The following is an 18,244-nucleotide window of genomic DNA, read 5'->3' on the forward strand; positions in this document are numbered from 1 at the left end:
CGGCCAGTCTGTAAGCGGTTCCCTCCCGGGTCACGCGCTTGGCCTACAGTTATGTCATGCCTACCAAATCTGATCCTGGCGAACTCGGCGACGTGGAGCCGCTGGCCGACAGCACCGCACGCCAGGCGAGGCGAGTCGTCGCCGCCTATGCGAACGACGCCGACGAGTGCCGCGTCTTTTTGTCCATGCTCGGTATTGGGCCGGCAAAGCACGACGCCTAAATGGCTTCCCAGGGAGGCTTCGGCAACTCCGACTTCGTCGTGGTCGCCAATCGGCTGCCCGTCGACCTCGAGCGCCTTCCCGATGGCGCCACGACCTGGAAACGCAGCCCCGGCGGGCTGGTCACCGCCCTGGAGCCGCTGTTGCGCCGCCGGCGCGGGGCCTGGGTCGGCTGGCCGGGGGTCGCCGATGACGACGACGACCTCGACTACCAGCCCGTCCTGCAGGACGACCTGCACCTTCACCCGGTCCGGCTGACCACCGACGACGTCGCCCAGTACTACGAGGGATTCTCCAACGCCACGCTGTGGCCCCTGTACCACGACGTCATCGTCAAACCCATCTATCACCGCGAATGGTGGGACCGCTATGTCGACGTCAACCGCCGCTTCGCCGAAGCCACGTCCCGCGCGGCCGCCGAGGGCGGGACCGTGTGGGTGCAGGACTACCAGCTGCAGCTGGTGCCCAAGATGCTGCGCGAGCTGCGCCCCGACCTGACCATCGGCTTCTTCCTGCACATCCCGTTTCCGCCGGTGGAGCTGTTCATGCAGATGCCGTGGCGCACCGAGATCGTCGAGGGCCTGCTCGGCGCCGACCTGGTGGGCTTCCACCTGGCCGGCGGCGCGCAGAACTTCCTCTTCCTGGCGCGGCGGTTGATCGGCGTCAACACCTCCCGCGGCGCGGTCGGGGTGCGCTCGCGGTACGGCGAGGTGGAGCTCGGGTCCCGCACCGTCCGGGTGGGCGCCTTCCCGATATCGATCGACTCGACCGCGCTCGACCAGGCGGCGCGCCACCGCGACGTCCGGCGCCGCGCCCGCGAGCTCCGCGCCGAGCTGGGCAACCCGCGCAAGATCCTGCTCGGCGTCGACCGGCTCGACTACACCAAGGGCATCGACGTTCGCCTGAAGGCGTTCTCCGAGCTGCTGGCCGAGGGCCGCGCCAAACGTGACGACACCGTGCTGGTGCAGTTGGCGACCCCGAGCCGCGAACGCGTGGAGAGCTACCAGATCCTGCGCAACGACATCGAACGCCAGGTCGGCCACATCAACGGCGAATATGCCGAGGTCGGTCACCCGGTGGTGCATTACCTGCACCGCCCCGTGCCCCGCGACGAACTCATCGCATTCTTCGTGGCCGGCGACGTCATGCTGGTCACCCCGCTGCGCGACGGGATGAACCTGGTCGCCAAGGAGTACGTCGCGTGCCGCAGCGACCTCGGCGGCGCGCTGGTCCTTTCCGAATTCACCGGCGCCGCCGCTGAACTGCGGCAGGCGTACCTGGTCAACCCGCACGACCTCGAAGGGGTCAAGGACGCGATCGAGGCGGCGCTCAACCAGCCGGACGAGGAGGGGCGCCGGCGGATGCGGTCGCTGCGCCGCCAGGTGCTCGCCCACGACGTCGACCGCTGGGCGCGGTCGTTCCTTGACGCGCTCGCCGAGTCGCATCCGTCTGCCGCCAAGTAGCCGCGGCCCACCCATGGTGTCGGGCCCGCAACGCTGTGATACTCAGATGCAGCGTCGAACGTGGAAGGGGGCAGCATGAAACTCCGGCGTGGGCTGGCCGCTGGTGCCGGCGTCTGTTCGGCCGTCGCACTGGGAATCGCGCTGACGTCGGGCGATCCGGCGAGCGCGATCGGTCCGCCGCCCGATGGCACGTACTCCTTCGATCAGGCGGGCGTCTCCGGGGTCAGCTGGACAATCACGGCGCTGTGCGATCAGCCGTCGGGGACCCGCAACATGAACGACTATTCGGACCCGATCGTCTTTGCGATGAGCTGCTCCCTGAACGTCGTGAGTTCGACGCCCGAAAAGATCTCGGCCGCCGACAAGGCGCAGAACTTTTCCAGCAGGGCACGCATGTCCAGCATGCTGTGGACCCTCACGGTGAACAATGCGGACGGCGTGTCATGTCCGGGCGGCGGCACCGCACCGTCGACCGAAACCTACGCGTTCAGCGACGAATCCATGACCGGCACCCACACCACCTTGCACGGTCCGGTCTGCGGGCTGCCGTCGGACATGAAAAAGCAACCGTTCTCGCTGCATCTGGTCGGAGCGCCGCCCAGCCCGGTTCAGCGATACCCCATGCAGTGCAACCTAATTGCCGCGTGCTGGTGAGCGGATTCGTCAGATCGGCGTGATGTAGGCGATCAGCCACTGCTTGCCGATTTTGGCGAAGTCGACCCGCAGCCGACTGCCGTCGTAAACCGGCTGGCGCGACTTGTCGGTAACGGTGCGGTTCATGTAGACCATCACCGACGCCGACGTGCGCTTGGCCGACATGACGCCCACGCCAACGACATTGGCCTGGACGACCACCTCGCGCTTCTTGGCCTCCGGGATGATCTGCGTGTTGGCGCTCTTCTGGAACTCCTGGCGGTAGGCCGGTGTGAGCAGCGGGTAGGCGGCCGTAAGGCTGCGTTCGACGGTCTGGTAGTCGTAGCCGAAGACCTCGGGTATCTCCTTGGCCGCCAAGCCCGGCAACACCGCCCGCGCCGCCGCCTCGCCGCGCGTCTGCACCCGTTCCCAGTAGAACCAGCCGGCCGCCGCGGACAGGCCGACGAACGCCAACACCAGCAGGGAGCCCGCGACGGCGACAAGCAACCGCCGCACTAGTTGCCCCCGTTTGGATACTTCAGGTCGTAGCCGGTCATCCGCCCCTGTTCGTCCTCGTGCACGATGACCCGCAGGCGATAAGGCATGGACGGCTTGTTGGTGCCGTCGATGTCGGCGACGGTGACCCGCGCCGACACCAACACCGACGCGTTGTCGGTGACGGCGTCGATGCCCTCCAAAGCGGCGCCGTTGACGACGGCTTCGGAGGTGGCGTTGGTCGAACGGAACAGGGCCTTGAGGTTTTCGATGTTGTTGTTGGCGCCCAGCATTCCGCGCAGCGGGCCGCTGGTCCCGTTGTAGAACCGGTTCACGCTCTCGTCGATGTCGTCCTGCTTGTAGCTGAACATGTTGACCACCGTCTGCGTGGCGGTGTCGACGAAACGCTGATCGCGCGCCTGGTCCGCCTGGGCGTGGCGCTGCTGGAAGATCAGCGCGACGACGCAGGCGCTCAGCGCGGCGACCGCCAGCAGTCCCGCCGCAAGCGAGGTCCACGCCACCAACGCCGCGTTCGGCCGCCGCCGCGGCGGCGGCTTGACGGACTTGAGGGCCTTGCGGGCGGCGCCGGTATCAGCGGGTTTCACGGATTTATCCGTGGCGGCCGGGATGTCGACGGTAACCGCAGCGGCGCCGTCGGACTCGGCCTTGGCCGGTCCCGCCGCGCGGGACGCCCGCCGACGGACGCGCTGCGTCGTTGTTGGTTCAGTCGTCACTGCATTGCCAATCAAAGAGGCCTTGGATCAAGCATCAGGTCCACCCAGTTCTCGGCGCTGGACGTGCCGGTTGCGCCGGCCGCGAAAATACCAGTGCCGCCCGCCGGGTCCACGAAGGCGCCGGTCCGTTCGTCATAGGTGGTGTAGGCCGGGCCGCTGGCCTGCGGCTGCGGACCGGGCGCCGGCGGCCCCCACGGCTTCTCCGGTCCCGGACCCGCCGGCGGCGGGTTGATCCCCACGGGCGGCGCCGGCGGCGGCAGCCACTTGGGGAACGGGATCTGCGGCGGCACCGGCGGCACGCCGGGCGGCTGCCACGACGTGAACGGCGGCGGCGGCCCGTTGTCGTTCGGCGGCGGCGGGGAGTACGCTGGCTGATGGTTGGGCAGCGGCCCCGGCCCCGGCACCACACCCGGCGGCGGTGGCCCGGCGATCGCGACGCCCGGATCGGGCTCGGCGTCCGGCGGTATGTACGGGAACTTGTTGGGCGGCAACACGTTCAGCCCGTTGGTCATCGGGGTGTCGTACGGGACCGGCGGACCGCGCCACGGGTTGCGGCCGACCGGAACGAAGCCCTTGGGGTCGCGGCACAACTGGATCGTCGGCGCGCGCTTGCCCGGGAACTCCTGGCACGGGTAGTTGCGCGCACCGCGCACGGTGCTGGGGTCGTTCTGGGCGACCTTGCAGTACAGGTCTTTTGGTAGCTCGCGCAGCGTCTCATCGGCGGGGGTGCGCATCAGCGGCGGGGGCAAGAAGCCGACCGCGCACGGCGGCGGGTCGTTGAGGTCCAGCTTGAAGTCCAGCTTGGCGCCCTCGTCCTGCGGGGTGCCGTTGGCGATCGTGGTGATCGCCGCGAACAGCGCGGGCAGCACCACCAGCAGCTGTTCGATCGACTTGTGGTAGATCACGCCGACCCGGCCCAGGTTGGCCAGGCTGGCGGCCAGCGCCGGGAACGACGGGCGGATGCCGGAGAATGCGGTGCTGGCCTCATCGGTGGCGCCCGGCGCCGTCGCCAGGGTCTGGCGCAGCTGCGGGTCGGCCTGACGCACCTCGGAGGTGAACCGCGCCAACCCATCCGAGAGCGACTTGATGTCCGCGCCCGCCCGAATCTGGGCCTGCAGGAACGGGCCGGCTTGATCGATCAGCTGTGAGACCTGGGGGTAGTCGGCGTTGGCCTCGTCCACCAGCAACCGGGCCGACTCGATCAGCCGGGCCAGCTCGGGGCCCGAACCGTTGGCGGCGATGAACGTCTCGTGCAGCAACTCGCGCAACCGGGTGTCGCCGAGGCTGTTGACCAACGTCTCCGCCCGCTTCAACAGGTCGGCGACGTCCTGGCCGATCCAGGTGTTGGCCCGGTCGATCCGAGAACCGTTGTGCAGCTTGTTCGTTGCCGGTGTGCCCGGTGGCACCAGGTCGATGTACTGCTCACCGACGGCCGACACGCTCTTGACGGTGGCGGTGACGTTCGACGGAATGGGGGTGCCGCTGTTGAGCCGCATCTCGGCGATGACGCCGTCGGGGCTGAGCCCCACCGATTCCACCCGGCCGACCGCCACGCCGCGGTAGGTCACGTTGGCGTTCTTGTACAGCCCGCCGCCGGCGACGAAATCGGCGCTGACGCCGTAGGTTCCGATGCCGAACGTCGCGGGCAGCCGGAGGTAGAAGACGGCCATCACGCCCAGGGTGACGACGGTGATGACCGCGAAGATCCCGAGTTGGACCCTGGTCAGTTTGTCGAGCATGCGCGCCGCCCCCTACTGCCCTTGAGAGCCCGAAGCGGTGCCGGGCGGTATCTGGAACGGGTCGGCGGCCTGCCCGGACAGGTTGGCCAGTTCCCCGGTCAGGAAGTCGGGCGGGTTGAGGATCTCGCTCATGTGGGCCATGTTCGGGTCCAGGAAGGAGGTGGTGAAGAACGTTTCCCCGATGCGGCGCAGCGTGAGGTCAAAGGTGGTGAACACGTTGAGGTAGTCGCCACGCACGGACTGCTTGATACCGAAATTGGGGAACGGGAAGGTCAGCAGCAGCTGCAGCGAGGTGACGAAGTTCTTCCGGTTGTCGTTGAGCTCCTTGACGACCGAGTAAAGGCCCTTGACGTCCTCGGCGAAGTCCACCTTGGTCTTCGCCAGCACGTGCGACGTCACCGTCGCCAGCCGTTTCAGCGCGGCGAACGCGTCGACGATGTGCCCCCGGTTCTTGTTGAGCACGCGGATCGCCTCGGGCAGCGTGTCCAGCGCCCGCCCCAGGTTGTCCTTGTCACGCGCCAGCGTCGAGGAGAACCGGTTCAGCCCGTCGACCGCGGCGATGATGTCGTTGACCTGCCGGTTGAGCCCGGCCGACAGTTCCGCCAATCGGGGGATCAGGCCGGCGAACTGGTCCTGCCGGCCGGCGAAGGCCTGATAGGTCTCGTCGGTGATCTCTTCCAGCGCACCGAGATTGCCCTTGTTGACCACGACGCCCAGCGCCGAAAGCACCTCTTCGGTGGTGGGATAGCGGCCCGTGCTGGACTCCGCGATCTTCGATCCGTCCTTGAGCCGGCCGGTCGCCGGCTTGCCCGTGGGCGGCGCCAGGTCGATGTGCATCGAACCCAGCAACGACGTCTGAGCCACCTTCGCGGTGGTGTTGGCCGGCAACACCACGTTCTTGTTCAACGCCAATTTCACTGCGGCATAGAAGGATCCGTCGGCGCGCTGCACGGCCTGGATACCCGCGACGCTGCCGACGGTCACGTCGTCGACCATGACCGGCGAGTTCTGCGGCAGCGTCGCCACGTCGGGCAGATCGACGGTGACCGAATACGCGCCGCTACCATGACCGGCGGTGCCGGGCATCGCCAACGAGTTCAGTCCGTTGAATTGACAACCGGCCAGCAACACCCCGCCCGCCGCTAACGCGCTGCCGCGCAACCAGATTCGCCTCATCAGCCACCACCCAGATCGGCCGCCGGCGAACCGGGCGCCTGGCCCGGCGGCGGTCCCGGCAGCGGGCCGAAGGCGTTGCCCGGCCCGGGACCGGGCGCCGGACCGCCCTGCGGCGCCGGCGGCACCAGCAGGGCCTGCAGGTCCGCGGGATTCTGGGCGGCCGGCGGGGCTTGGACACCCTTCGCCGGTATCCAGGTCAGCTGCGGAATCGGCGTGGCCGCCTTGGCCTGCGTCTCGGGGGTGTCGTAGATGATCTGACCCTTGTACGCCGTGATCGTGTTGAGCGGGTGGAACATAATCGGCGGGAAGTTCGCGCTGAGCCGGCGGAGCACCGGGCCCAGCCGCTCACGGCAGATCTCGGCGCGACGGTAGTAATCGGGTGCCCTTGGCCCGCCGGCGGTCTCGAAGGACCCACCGCAGATGAACTGCACCGGGTTGGCGAATTCGGGTATCGACAACAGACCGTTCAGCGTGCCCTGTGCGGGGTCATAGATGTTGTAGAAGTTGGCGATACCGGGGCCGGCGACGTGCAGCACCTGCTCGATGTTGTCGCTCTGGTCGCTCAGCGTCTGGGCGAAGTCGTTGAGGTTGTTGACCGTATCGATGATCGTCGAGTTGTGTTCGTGCAGAAATCCGCGGATGTCCGAAAGTGCCTGGTTGAGCGTGCCCAGCGTGTTGTCCAGATGCCGCGAGCTGTCGGCGAGCACCTGCGACACCGACGCGACGTTGCCGGCGAACTGCACGATCTGCTCGTTGCTTGCCGACAGCGCATCGACCAGCACCTGCAGATTCTTGACCGTGCCGAACAGGTCGCTGCGCGAATCCCCCAGCCGCCCAGCCACTTGCGAGAGCTCCCGCAGCGCGTTGTGGAACGAGTCGCCCTTGCCGTTCAGCGTGTCGGCCGCCTGGTTGATCGCCGCGCCCAACGGGCCCTGCATCGACCCGCCCACCGAGCCCTTCGGGCCGAGCTGGACGGCCAGTTGGGTCAGGGCCTCCTTCACCTCGTCCCATTCCACCGGCACCGCGGTGCGGGCCAGGTCGATGCTCCCGCCGTCGGGCAGCGCCGCCCCGCCCGTGTAGGCCGGGGTGAGCTGAACGAAGCGCGCCGACACCAGGTTCGGCGAAATGATGACCGCCCGGGCATCCTTCGGGATCTTGACGTCCTTGGACACCGACATGGTGATCTTCACGTCGCTCGGGCGGGGTTCGATCGTGTCGATCGTGCCCACCGGCACCCCGAGGATGCGGACCTGGTCGCCGGGATATAGACCGACGGCGGACGCGAAGTAGCCGATGACGGTGCGGTTATTGCCTTGTGCCGAAAGCACATACACGCCCCCCACCAGCATCGCGACCAGCGCGATGATGGTGCCGTAACGCAGCCCCCTGCTGCCGGTGATCCGCCTCGTCATGGTGACTTGGGCCTGATGATCCAGCGTTCCTGAATCAGCCCGCGCAGGTAGTCCGACAGGCTGGCCGGCAGCTTGCCCGGCTGGTAGACGAGGTCGAACATCGCCGCCAGCAGTGGCGCGGGTATCACCCCGTAGACGTTCACGTTGAAGCCGGGGCCGGAGCCGACCACCTCGCCCAGCTCGGTGGCGTAGGTGGGCAGCCGCTTGAGCGCCTCGGTGATGTATTCGTGGCGCTCGTTGAGGTTGGCCAGCACCAGGTTCAGCTTGCTCAGCGCGGGACCGAACTCCTTGCGGTTGTCGGCGACGAAGCCCGAAATCTGCTGGGACAGACCGCCGATCCCGGAGATCAGCTGACGCAGCGCGGCGCGGCGCTCGTCGAGCGCGGCGAACAACTCGTTGCCGTCGTCGACCAGCTTGTTCACCTGGCCGGCGCGCTGCGACAGCACACCCGTCACCGATTTGGCGTGCACCAGCAGGCCCTGCAGCGCCTCGTCACGGCGGTTGAGCGTGCGCGACAGCGATGTCACCCCGTCCAGGGCACCGCGCAGTTCGGGGGTGGCGTCGCGCAACGTGTCGCTGAGCACGTTGAGCGCGCGCTCGAACTGCGGCTTGTCCAGATTGTTCGCGTTGTTGCCCAGATCCTCCAGGGCGCCCGCCAGGGTGTACGGAGTCGTCGTCCGGTTCAGCGGAATCGTGGTCGTCGTGCCGCCGCCGCCGGGGGTCACGGCGACGGAGCGCTCGCCGAGGATGGTGTCGGTGCGGATCGCGGCCAGCGACTGGTCACCGACGCGGACGTGCCGGTCCACGCTGAAGGTCACTTTGGCGCTGTCGCCCGCCAGGCCGACGGAGGTCACCTTGCCGACCTTGAAGCCCGACACGTAGACCGCATTGCCGGGCGTAATGCCGCCGGCGTCGGTGAAGTAGGCGTCGTAGGTTTTGCCCTGCGGCCAGAACGGCAGGCCGGCGTAGCCGAAGGCGATGAGCACGACGCAGACCACCAGCACCACGCCGAAGATGCCGGTGCGCAGCGGGTCGGGCTCGCGCCGTGGCGCGCTCTGCAACTCGGTGTTATTTGGCAAAGGCGCACCTCCCCTTGCTGGGGTCGACCTGGCCGCCCATGGGGATCAGGATGTCGCCGCCGGCCGGTCCATTGATCTTGATCGTCACCGAGCAGAAGTAGATGTTGAAGAACGCCCCGTAGGCGCCGAGCGCGGCCAGCCGCAGGTAGTCCTCGCCCAGTTGCTCGACGTCGTTGTTCACCTCGGCCTTGCGGTTGTCCAGCTCGGTAGCCAACGGCCGGGTGTTTTCCAGAACGCCCTGCAGCGGCCGGCGCGAATTCTTCAGCAGCTCAGTCAAATCCGTCGTCGTCGACGCGAGCGGCGGGATGGCCCCGGCGATCGAGTCCTTGTTCTTGGCCAGCCCGGTGATCAGTTGCTGCAGCTGGTCGACGCTGGCCGAGAATTGCGCGCTCTTCTGGTCGACGGTGCCCAGGACCGTGTTGAGGTTGGTGATCGTGTCCCCGATGAGCTGGTCGCGGTGGCCCAGCGCCGACGAAAACGCGCTGGTGTTCGAAAGCACGTCGGACAACGCGCCCCCCTGGCCCTGCAGCAACTGGATCACGGCGCCGCTGATCGTGTTGACCTTGTCCGCGTCCAGCCCCTTGACCAGCGGCCGCAGCCCGCCCAGCAGCGCATCGAGATCCAGCGCCGGCTGCGTGTGCTGGGAGTCGATCGTTCCACCCGCGGGCAGCTTGCGCAGCTCCCCGGGACCCGAGGTGATCTCCAAATAGCGGTCCCCGACCAGGTTTTCGTACCGGACGACCGCCCGCGTCGACGAGTACAGCGTGTAGCGGCGGTCGACCCCGAACTTCACGTCGATGGTGTTGTCCGGGTTGAGTTTGATGCCCGACACCGCGCCGACCGGCACCCCGGCGATGCGGACCTTCTGGCCGGCTTTCAGCCGCGACGCATCGATAAACGTTGCGTGGTAGGTGCTTTCGGGTCCGAATCGGAAGTCACCGAAAACGATCACCAGACCAGACGCCACCAGCAGCATGGCCAGCGTGAAGAGGCTGACCTTGATCACCATCGACCGGTGCGACGGTACCCCCGCGGCGGCCATCAGAAGTCGTCCCGTTCGGCGAAGGCGCCATGGAACAAGAACTGCAGCGTCGAGGGCGCGTCGACCTGCACCTCGGTGAACGGCTCGTACGGGACGTTCGCGTTGTCGGTGACCAGGAACGGCGAGCGGTAGAACGAACCGCCACTCTGCTTGGTCGGGATGTCCGGCAACCCACGGCAATTCGGGCCGCCGGAGGCGTTGACGATCGGCAGGCTCTCCGGAAAGGTGTACGACGGCGCCCCGAGGACGAAGTTCGACGACGTGAACAGGCCCGCCTTGCGCACGCCGAGGATCGGCGCGTATTCCCTGATGCCGCGCTCGATGCCCGCGAACAGACACCCGAATTCCGGCGAGTAGTCGTGGGCCACCTTGATCGGGGCGCGCAACCGGTTGATGGCGTCGATGAAGTTCTGCTCGGCCGGCTCCAACGTCTCATACGCGTTGTTGGCCAGGCCGATCGTCGCCAGCAGCGTGTCGTTGAGGTGCTGCTGCTGGTCGACGACCGTCTTGTTGATCACCGGCAGGTTGTCGAAGATGGTGTTGAGATTGGGCGCGGCGGCGGCGTAGGTGTCGGTGACGATCCCGGCCTTGCGGAAGTCCTGCTGCAGCGTGGGCAGCTTCGGGTTCGCTTGGCGCGCCAGCGTATTCGTCCCCGACAGCAGCGCGCCGAAGTCGTCGCCGTGGCCGCGCAGGCCTTCGGCGAGCGCGCTCAGCGTGCCGTTCAGCTCGACCGGGTCGACCTTGTGCAGCAGGTCGATCAGCGACTGGAAAAGGGTGTTCACCTCCAGCTGCACCGCGGAGGCCGCCACGTGCGCATCGGGACGCAGCGACGTCGGCGACGGGGCCTGCGGCGGAAGGAATTCCACCGATTTGGCGCCGAAGATGGTGTTGCCCGCCAGGCGCACCGTCGCGTTGGACGGGACGAAGTGCATCTGGTCGCTGTCGATCGCCAGCGTCAGCCGGGCCTGGTTCCCCGAATAGTCGATGTCGGTGACCTTGCCGATCTGGATGCCGCGGTACTTGACCTTGGCGCCCTTGTCCATCACCAGCCCCGCCCGCGGCGCCGAGACGGTGACGCTGTCGGTCGAGGCGAAAGCCGCTGTGTAGGAGAGGTAAGTCACGACGGCGAACGCAACCAACAAACTGGCCAGCAGCGCCGCTGCCAGCCGAGCAGATGTGCGTCGGGTTCTTCCGTCTGACATGTTCCTTTTACGGCCCCCTTACCCGGAGAGGTTGAAGTTACCGGACGCCCCGTAGACGGCCAACGAGATGAACAGGGTGATGACGACCACGACGATGAGCGAGGTCCGCACAGCCTGGCCGACCGCGATGCCGACGCCGATCGGTCCGCCGCTCGCGTTGTAGCCGTAGTAGGTATGAACCAGCATGACCGCGATCGACATCACGATGGCCTGCAGGAACGACCACAACAGGTCCGACGGTATGAGGAAGGTGTTGAAGTAGTGGTCGTAAAGACCTTTGGACTGCCCGTTGATGTACACCGTGGTGAACCTTGCGGCGAAGAACGCGGCGAGCACCGACAGCGAATACAGCGGGATGATCGCGATCAGCCCGGCGATCAGACGGGTGGACACCAGGTAGGACACCGAGTGCACGGCCATGCACTCGACGGCGTCGATTTCCTCCGACACTCGCATGGCGCCCAGCTGGGCGGTGGCGCCGGCGCCGATGGTGGCCGCCAGCGCGATTCCGGCGATCACCGGCGCGACGACGCGGACATTGAGGAATGCCGACAAAAAGCCGGTCAGCGCCTCGATGCCGATGTTGCCCAGCGAGGAGTAACCCTGCACGGCGATGACACCGCCGGAGGCCAGGGTCAAAAAGGCCGCGACCCCAACCGTGCCGCCGATCATCACGAGAGCCCCTGCGCCCAACGTCATCTCGGCGATGTTGCGGATCGTCTCCTTGCGATACCGGGTGAGCGCGTTGGGGACGTAGCGCAGGGTCTCGCCGTAGAACAGCGCCTGGTCGCCGAAGTCGTCGACGGGCCCCTGCAGCCTCGCCGCCAGGTTTCGCAGCCGGTAGGTGACGTCGTAGCTCATCGGGTGCCCGCTCGCGCCGTCATTTGGCCGAAATCCGCACGCCGATGGCGGTCATCACCACGTTGATGACGAACAGGCAGATGAACGCGTAGACGACGGTTTCGTTGACGGCGTTGCCGACACCCTTGGGCCCGCCCTTGACCGTCAGGCCCCGGTAGCACCCGACGAGCCCGGCCATCACGCCGAACAGCAGCGCTTTGACCTCGGCGAGCACCAGCTCGCGCAGCCCGGTGAGCACCGTCAGCCCGTTGATGAAAGCCCCCGGGTTGACGCCCTGCAGGAAGACGGAGAACACGTAGCCACCGGACAGGCCGATGGCGCACACCAGCCCGTTGAGCAAAAGCGCGACCACCGTGGAGGCCAAAACCCGGGGCACCACCAGCCGCTGGATCGGGTCGATGCCGAGCACCCGCATCGCGTCGATCTCCTCGCGGATGGTGCGGGCCCCCAGATCGGCGCAAATCGCGGTGGCGCCGGCGCCGGCGACGACGAGCACGGTCACCACCGGCCCCAGCTGCGTGATGGTGCCGAACGCCGTTCCCGCGCCGGACAAGTCGGCGGCGCCGATCTCCCGCAACAGGATGTTGAGGGTGAAGGCCACCAGGACGGTGAACGGGATGGACACCAGCAGCGTCGGAACCAGCGACACGCGCGCGATCATCCACGTCTGCTCGAGAAACTCACCGAACTGGAACGGCCGCCGGAAACTCGCCCGGGCGGTCTCGATCATCATCTCGAAGAACCCGCCGACGGCGCGGGCGGGAACCGCAAGTTGTTGTATCAACGCGGCCACCCCCCTCTGCTGCTCGCGGCGAAGCCTGTGTATCGCCTTTGCGGTGCCTTCGTTCGCATGCGGCTCGGTGTGAGCCGGATCATATTAACCCAGAAGAATCTCACGGTGTCAATGAACAGCATTTCTGTATCCGAACCGTTAATTCGTCCAGGTCAGAGCTATTGCTACGGCACTAATCTGACACACGTTCTACTTGTCGATTTCCCCCCGAAAAGTTCCCTCACGCGGTCATTGCTCCATCAGGCCGACGGCGGAAAAATTCCGCTCCGGATCACGCCCAGCAAAGTATTCCTGCAGCGCGCCGCTGAGCCGGCCGGCGTCCCACGCGGGGCCGTCCGCCTCGAAGCGGTGCTCCGCCGTCGGCGCGGCGACCAACGTCACCTGCCGGCCGTAGACGATGAACACCTGGCCGTTGACTTCCGCGGCGGCCGGCGACGACAGGAACTTGACCAGGTTCACCACGTGCTCGGGCGACAGCGGGTCGATGCCACCCGGTTCGACGTCGGGCGCCGCGCCGAACACGTCGGCCGTCATCGCCGTGCGGGCCCGCGGACAGATCGCGTTGGCGCACACGCCGTAGCGGCCCAGCGCCCGCGCGGCCGTGAGGGTGAGCGAAATGATGCCCGCCTTCGCGGCGCCGTAGTTGGCCTGCCCCACCGGCCCCACCAGACCGGCCTCCGACGCGGTGTTGACGATCCGGCCGAAGATCTTGCCGTCGGCGGCTTCTTTGGCCTTCGAGCGCCAGTAGGTGGCCGCGTTGCGCGTGAGCAGGAAATGTCCGCGCAGGTGCACGGCGATGACGAGGTCCCATTCCTCGTCGGACATGTTGAACAGCATCCGGTCGCGCGTGATCCCGGCGTTGTTGACCACGATGTCGAGCCCACCGAGGCCGTCGGCGGTGGCGATCAGTTCGTCGGCCGTCGCGCGTTGGCTGATGTCCCCGGCCACCGCGACGGCCTTGGCACCGCTCGCGTTGATCTCGTCGACGACGTCGGAGGCGTCCAGCGCGGCGGCGATGTCGTTGACGACGACCGTCGCGCCGAGGCGGGCTAAGCCGAGGGCCTCGGCGCGGCCCAGTCCCGCGGCCGCGCCGGTGACCACCGCGACCTTTCCGGAGAGATCGGTCGCGTTTTTGCTGCTAGTCAATTTATGAATACCTCTAGTTATCCCGCAGCAGAGCCGCGCGCGGGCACTCCGCGATCGCCTGCTCGGCCAACTGCTCTCGGTCGGACGGAATCGGGTCGGTCTTCACGACGGCGTAGTCCTCATCGTCCAGGTCGAAGATGTCGGGTGCGATTCCCATGCACACCGCGTTACCTTCACACCGGTCACGATCGACGATCACCCGCACGGCACCCTCCTCGAGCCTGGCCTCGGACCTGAGCACACGCCCCATCAGCGTGTAGGTACACCATAGGGCCCCGATGTCTCAGGGGAAACGGTCGCTGGATTCCCAGACTAGAACGTGTTACAACCGGGGTGGCGAACGGGTAGCCGTTGGTCGAGTCACAGCGTGTCACGTGAACCGAAGGACGGCTGGAATGCGCATCAGTTACACCCCTGAACAGGAGGAGCTGCGTCGCGAGCTGCGGTCGTACTTCACCGAGCTCATGACGCCCGAGCGCCGCGAGGCGCTGACTTCGAGCGGGGGCGGCGAGGTCGGGACCGGCACCGCGTACCGCGACACCGTTGCGCAGATGGGCAAGGACGGGTGGCTCACCCTCAACTGGCCCAAGGAGTACGGCGGCCAGGACCGCTCCCCGATGGACTCGCTGATCTTTACCGACGAGGCCGCGATCGCCGGCGTGCCGGTGCCGTTCCTGACGATCAACAGCGTGGCCCCGACGATCATGGCGTTCGGCACCGAGGAACAGAAGAAGTTCTTCCTGCCCAAGATCGCGGCGGGCGAACTGCACTTTTCCATCGGCTACTCCGAGCCGGGCGCCGGCACCGACCTGGCGAACCTGCGCACCACCGCCGTCCGCGACGGCGACGACTACGTGATCAACGGCCAGAAGATGTGGACCAGCCTGATCGCCTACGCCGACTGGGTCTGGCTGGCCGCGCGCACCAACCCCGAGGCCAAGAAGCACCGCGGCATCTCGATGTTGACCGTGCCGACCACCGCCGAGGGTTTCTCGTGGACGCCGGTGCACACCATGGCCGGGGTGGACACCAGCGCCACCTACTACTCCGACGTGCGCGTCCCGGTGACCAACCTGATCGGCGAGGAGAACGGCGGCTGGAAACTGGTGACCAACCAGCTCAACCACGAACGCGTCGCCCTGGTCTCGCCGCAGCCGATCTTCCTGGCGCTACGCGAGGTTCGCGAGTGGGCGCAGAACACCAAGGACGACGGCGGCGCCCGCCTGATCGACTCGGAGTGGGTGCAGCTCAACCTGGCCCGCGTGCACGCCAAGGCCGAGGTGCTCAAGCTGATCAACTGGGAATTGGCCTCGGCGGCCAGTGAAGACCTCTCGCCCGCCGACGCGTCGGCCGCCAAGGTGTTCGGCACCGAGCTGGCCACCGAGGCCTACCGCCTGCTGATGGAGGTGCTGGGCACCGCGGCGACCGTGCGCCAGGATTCGCCGCACTCGTTGCTGCGCGGCCGCGTCGAGCGGATGCACCGGGCGTGTCTGATCCTGACCTTCGGTGGCGGCACCAACGAGGTGCAGCGCGACATCATCGGGATGGTCGCGCTGGGCCTGCCCCGGGCCAACCGCTAGAGCTTCCTCTATATAGGGACTATTAAGGACGAGAATTCATGGACTTCACCACGACAGAAGCCGCGCAGGACCTCGGCGGGCTGGTCGACACGATCGTCGACGCGGTGTGCACGCCGGAGCACCAGCGCGAGCTGGACCGGCTCGAGCAACGATTCGACCGATCGCTGTGGGACAAGCTCGTCGAGTCCGACATCCTGACCAGCGCGGCGCCGGCGGCGCTGGGCGGCGACGGCTTCGGCGTCCTCGAGCAGGTAGCCATCCTCGTTGCGCTGGGCCACCAGCTGGCCGCGGTGCCCTACCTGGAGTCGGTCGTCCTGGGCGCCGGGGCGCTGGCCCGATTCGGCTCCGAGGAACTGCAGCAGGGCTGGGGCGTGCCCGCGGTGCGGGGCGAGAAGATCCTCGCCGTCGCGCTCGACGGCGAGATGGGCGAGGGCCCGGTGCGGGCCACCAAGGCCTCGGGAGCCGTTGCGGGCTACCGCCTGACCGGCACACGCACCCAGATCGGCTTCGGTCCCGTCGCCGACGCCTTCCTGGTTCCGGCCGAAACCGATTCCGGCCCGGCCGTTTTCCTGGTCGCCGCCGACGACCCGGGGGTCACGGTGACGGCGCTGGCGACCACCGGCCTGGGCAGCATCGGGCACCTGGCGCTGGACGGGACGACCGTGGACGGCGCGCGCAGGGTTGGCGACGACGTCATCGTGGCCTGGCTCGACACGCTCGCCACCCTGGGCCGCAGCGCATTCCAGCTCGGGGTCCTCGAGCGGGGCCTGCAGATGACCGCCGAATACGCCCGCACCCGTGAACAATTCGACCGCCCGATCGGCAGCTTCCAGGCGGTGGGACAGCGGCTGGCCGACGGCTACATCGACGTCAAGGGCTTGCGGCTGACCCTGACCCAGGCGGCCTGGCGGGTGTCGGAGGACATCCCGGCCGAGATGGACGTCGCCAGCGCGGGGTTCTGGGCGGCCGACGCCGGGCACCGCGTGGCGCACACCATCGTCCACGTGCACGGCGGCGTCGGCGTCGACACCGATCATCCGGTGCACCGTTACTTCCTGGTCGCCAAGGAGATCGAGTTCGCGCTGCGCGGTGCCACCGGGCAGTTGCGCCGGATCGGCCGTGAGCTTGCCGAAACCCCTGCTTAGCCCGACCGATCTGACCGTCACCGATCTGCTGGTGCCGCTGGCCGAGATCGGCGACACGGGTGTCTATTTCGAGGACTCGTTCAGCAGCTGGCGCGATCACCTCCGGCACGGCGCCGCGATCGCGGCGGCGCTGCGCGAGCGCCTCGACCCCGCCAAGCCGCCGCATGTCGGGGTGCTGCTGGAGAACACCCCGTTCTTCTCGGCGATGCTGGCGGCGGCGGGCATGTCGGGCATCGTGCCGGTGGGACTCAACCCGGTGCGCCGCGGCGAGGCACTGGCCCGCGACATCGCACACGCCGACTGCCAGGTCGTGCTGGCGGACTCGAATTCCGCTGCGCCACTGGCCGATATCGAGCACGTGAACGTCGACTCCGCGGCGTGGGCTTCGGAGGTCGAGGCGCATCGGGGTGCCGCGCTCGAGTTTCGGTCCGCATCGCCGGCGGATCTGTTCATGCTGATCTTCACGTCGGGTACCAGCGGGGAGCCGAAGGCGGTCAAGTGCAGCCACGGCAAGGTGGCGATCGCCGGCGTGACGATGACACAGCGCTTCGGCCTCGGCCACGACGACGTCTGCTACGTGTCGATGCCGCTGTTCCACTCCAACGCCGTGCTGGTCGGCTGGGCGGTGGCCGCGGCGTGCCGTGGCTCAATTGCGTTGCGGCGCAAGTTCTCCGCGTCCGGGTTCCTGCCGGACGTGCGCCGCTACGGCGCCACCTACGCCAACTACGTCGGCAAGCCCCTGTCGTACGTGCTCGCCACGCCGGAGCGGTCCGACGACGCCGACAACCCGCTGCGCGCGGTGTACGGCAACGAGGGCGTGCCCGGCGACATCGACCGCTTCGCCCGCCGGTTCGGCTGCGTCGTCCAGGACGGCTTCGGTTCGACCGAGGGCGGGGTGGCGATCGCCCGGACCCCCGACACGCCGCCGGGCGCGTTGGGGCCGCTGCCGGACGGGATCGCCATCGTCGACCCCGACACCGGCGAGCCGTGCCCGGTGGGGGTGGCGGGCGAGTTGGTGAACACCGCCGGGGCCGGCCGTTTCGAGGGCTACTACAACGACGAGGCGGCCGAGGCCGAGCGGATGGCCGGCGGCATGTACCACAGCGGCGACCTCGCCTACCGCGACGAGGCCGGCTACGCGTATTTCGCTGGGCGACTTGGGGATTGGATGCGAGTCGACGGCGAAAACCTGGGCGCCGCCCCGATCGAGCGGGTGCTGCTGCGCTACCCCGACGCCACCGAGGTGGCGGTGTATGCGGTGCCCGACGCGATAGTCGGCGACCAGGTGATGGCCGCGCTGGTCATGGCCCCGGGCGCGGACTTCGATCCCGAGAAGTTGCGGGCGTTCCTCGCCGAGCAGCCCGACCTGGGCCCTAAGCAGTGGCCGTCCTACGTCCGGGTCAGTGCGGAGCTGCCGCGGACGGTGACCTTCAAGGTGCTCAAACGACAGCTGGCGGCCGAGGGCGTCGACTGCGGCGATCCGGTGTGGTCGATTCGCCGGTAGCGGCACGGAAATTCGCGCCAT

18 protein-coding genes are annotated in these 18,244 nt (G+C 67.8%); 6 read left to right on the forward strand and 12 right to left on the reverse strand.

The annotated features are described in order from the left end of the window. Positions 1-56 precede the first annotated feature (56 nt). From AC5Y43_RS10555 to AC5Y43_RS10565, 3 genes are all read left to right on the forward strand, one after another. Entirely contained in the window at positions 57-221 is a 165-nt protein-coding gene (locus tag AC5Y43_RS10555; protein ID WP_499972102.1) for a hypothetical protein, read from the forward strand. Then, positions 222-1,682, forward strand: a complete 1,461-nt coding sequence (locus AC5Y43_RS10560) for an alpha,alpha-trehalose-phosphate synthase (UDP-forming) (RefSeq protein WP_499972104.1) — start codon at positions 222-224, stop codon at positions 1,680-1,682. A gap of 75 nt (positions 1,683-1,757) precedes the next feature. Then, the gene (locus AC5Y43_RS10565) at positions 1,758-2,336 is read left to right on the forward strand and encodes a hypothetical protein (protein WP_499972106.1); all 579 of its coding nucleotides are present in this window, start codon (positions 1,758-1,760) and stop codon (positions 2,334-2,336) included. Between the two features lie 9 nt (positions 2,337-2,345). Here AC5Y43_RS10565 and AC5Y43_RS10570 read toward each other — a convergent pair whose 3' ends face one another. The 12 genes from AC5Y43_RS10570 to AC5Y43_RS10625 all read right to left on the reverse strand — a co-directional run bounded on the left by AC5Y43_RS10570 (position 2,346) and on the right by AC5Y43_RS10625 (position 14,199). Beyond that, the gene (locus tag AC5Y43_RS10570; RefSeq protein WP_499972107.1) at positions 2,346-2,831 is read right to left on the reverse strand and encodes a mammalian cell entry protein; all 486 of its coding nucleotides are present in this window, start codon (positions 2,829-2,831) and stop codon (positions 2,346-2,348) included. After that, positions 2,831-3,559, reverse strand: a complete 729-nt coding sequence (locus AC5Y43_RS10575; protein WP_499972108.1) for an Rv1363c family protein — start codon at positions 3,557-3,559, stop codon at positions 2,831-2,833. The genes AC5Y43_RS10570 and AC5Y43_RS10575 overlap by 1 nt, the downstream gene beginning before the upstream one ends. Beyond that, on the reverse strand, positions 3,556-5,283 hold the full coding sequence (locus AC5Y43_RS10580) for a virulence factor Mce family protein (protein ID WP_499972110.1): 1,728 nt from the start codon (positions 5,281-5,283) through the stop codon (positions 3,556-3,558). Before AC5Y43_RS10580 ends, AC5Y43_RS10575 begins: the two co-directional genes overlap by 4 nt. Before the next feature lie 12 nt (positions 5,284-5,295). Then, positions 5,296-6,459, reverse strand: coding sequence for a virulence factor Mce family protein (locus AC5Y43_RS10585; protein WP_499972111.1), 1,164 nt, complete (start codon positions 6,457-6,459; stop codon positions 5,296-5,298). Then, positions 6,459-7,871, reverse strand: coding sequence for a virulence factor Mce family protein (locus AC5Y43_RS10590; protein WP_499972113.1), 1,413 nt, complete (start codon positions 7,869-7,871; stop codon positions 6,459-6,461). Before AC5Y43_RS10590 ends, AC5Y43_RS10585 begins: the two co-directional genes overlap by 1 nt. After that, positions 7,868-8,932 carry a virulence factor Mce family protein gene (locus tag AC5Y43_RS10595; RefSeq protein ID WP_499972228.1) on the reverse strand — a complete coding sequence of 355 codons (1,065 nt, stop codon included), beginning with the start codon at positions 8,930-8,932 and terminating at the stop codon, positions 7,868-7,870. The genes AC5Y43_RS10590 and AC5Y43_RS10595 overlap by 4 nt, the downstream gene beginning before the upstream one ends. Before the next feature lie 7 nt (positions 8,933-8,939). Beyond that, positions 8,940-9,992 (reverse strand): MCE family protein, encoded by a 1,053-nt coding sequence (locus tag AC5Y43_RS10600; RefSeq protein ID WP_499972114.1) that lies wholly within the window; start codon positions 9,990-9,992, stop codon positions 8,940-8,942. Beyond that, entirely contained in the window at positions 9,992-11,194 is a 1,203-nt protein-coding gene (locus AC5Y43_RS10605; RefSeq protein WP_499972115.1) for an MCE family protein, read from the reverse strand. Before AC5Y43_RS10605 ends, AC5Y43_RS10600 begins: the two co-directional genes overlap by 1 nt. 18 nt (positions 11,195-11,212) lie before the next feature. Further along, positions 11,213-12,055, reverse strand: a complete 843-nt coding sequence (locus AC5Y43_RS10610) for an MlaE family ABC transporter permease (protein ID WP_499972117.1) — start codon at positions 12,053-12,055, stop codon at positions 11,213-11,215. Positions 12,056-12,074: 19 nt separating this feature from the next. Further along, positions 12,075-12,839, reverse strand: a complete 765-nt coding sequence (locus AC5Y43_RS10615) for an MlaE family ABC transporter permease (RefSeq protein WP_499972230.1) — start codon at positions 12,837-12,839, stop codon at positions 12,075-12,077. Positions 12,840-13,076: 237 nt separating this feature from the next. Beyond that, the gene (locus AC5Y43_RS10620; protein WP_499972118.1) at positions 13,077-13,994 is read right to left on the reverse strand and encodes a 3-oxoacyl-ACP reductase; all 918 of its coding nucleotides are present in this window, start codon (positions 13,992-13,994) and stop codon (positions 13,077-13,079) included. A gap of 13 nt (positions 13,995-14,007) precedes the next feature. After that, positions 14,008-14,199 (reverse strand): ferredoxin, encoded by a 192-nt coding sequence (locus AC5Y43_RS10625; RefSeq protein ID WP_499972232.1) that lies wholly within the window; start codon positions 14,197-14,199, stop codon positions 14,008-14,010. Positions 14,200-14,389: 190 nt separating this feature from the next. Between AC5Y43_RS10625 and AC5Y43_RS10630 the strand changes: the two genes are divergently transcribed. The 3 genes from AC5Y43_RS10630 to fadD17 are packed head-to-tail and all read left to right on the forward strand — an operon-like array spanning position 14,390 to position 18,223. Next, positions 14,390-15,574 (forward strand): acyl-CoA dehydrogenase, encoded by a 1,185-nt coding sequence (locus AC5Y43_RS10630; RefSeq protein WP_499972119.1) that lies wholly within the window; start codon positions 14,390-14,392, stop codon positions 15,572-15,574. 38 nt (positions 15,575-15,612) lie between these two features. Continuing rightward, positions 15,613-16,719 (forward strand): acyl-CoA dehydrogenase family protein, encoded by a 1,107-nt coding sequence (locus AC5Y43_RS10635; RefSeq protein ID WP_499972121.1) that lies wholly within the window; start codon positions 15,613-15,615, stop codon positions 16,717-16,719. Then, positions 16,712-18,223: a long-chain-fatty-acid--CoA ligase FadD17 gene (fadD17, locus tag AC5Y43_RS10640; protein ID WP_499972234.1), complete on the forward strand. Its 1,512-nt coding sequence runs from the start codon at positions 16,712-16,714 to the stop codon at positions 18,221-18,223. The genes AC5Y43_RS10635 and fadD17 overlap by 8 nt, the downstream gene beginning before the upstream one ends. Positions 18,224-18,244: the final 21 nt, after the last annotated feature.

It is taken from the genome of Mycobacterium sp. NGS57, from assembly GCF_059812405.1.

Excerpts from the sequence above, each read along its gene's own strand:
- AC5Y43_RS10565 (WP_499972106.1), top strand. The coding sequence starts at position 1,758 with ATGAAACTCCGGCGTGGGCTGGCCGCTGGTGCCGGCGTCTGTTCGGCC.
- AC5Y43_RS10590 (WP_499972113.1), bottom strand. The coding sequence starts at position 7,871 with ATGACGAGGCGGATCACCGGCAGCAGGGGGCTGCGTTACGGCACCATC.
- AC5Y43_RS10580 (WP_499972110.1), bottom strand. The coding sequence starts at position 5,283 with ATGCTCGACAAACTGACCAGGGTCCAACTCGGGATCTTCGCGGTCATC.
- AC5Y43_RS10630 (WP_499972119.1), top strand. The coding sequence starts at position 14,390 with ATGCGCATCAGTTACACCCCTGAACAGGAGGAGCTGCGTCGCGAGCTG.
- AC5Y43_RS10600 (WP_499972114.1), bottom strand. The coding sequence starts at position 9,992 with ATGGCCGCCGCGGGGGTACCGTCGCACCGGTCGATGGTGATCAAGGTC.
- AC5Y43_RS10610 (WP_499972117.1), bottom strand. The coding sequence starts at position 12,055 with ATGAGCTACGACGTCACCTACCGGCTGCGAAACCTGGCGGCGAGGCTG.
- AC5Y43_RS10605 (WP_499972115.1), bottom strand. The coding sequence starts at position 11,194 with ATGTCAGACGGAAGAACCCGACGCACATCTGCTCGGCTGGCAGCGGCG.
- AC5Y43_RS10635 (WP_499972121.1), top strand. The coding sequence starts at position 15,613 with ATGGACTTCACCACGACAGAAGCCGCGCAGGACCTCGGCGGGCTGGTC.
- AC5Y43_RS10560 (WP_499972104.1), top strand. The coding sequence starts at position 222 with ATGGCTTCCCAGGGAGGCTTCGGCAACTCCGACTTCGTCGTGGTCGCC.
- AC5Y43_RS10555 (WP_499972102.1), top strand. The coding sequence starts at position 57 with ATGCCTACCAAATCTGATCCTGGCGAACTCGGCGACGTGGAGCCGCTG.
- AC5Y43_RS10585 (WP_499972111.1), bottom strand. The coding sequence starts at position 6,459 with ATGAGGCGAATCTGGTTGCGCGGCAGCGCGTTAGCGGCGGGCGGGGTG.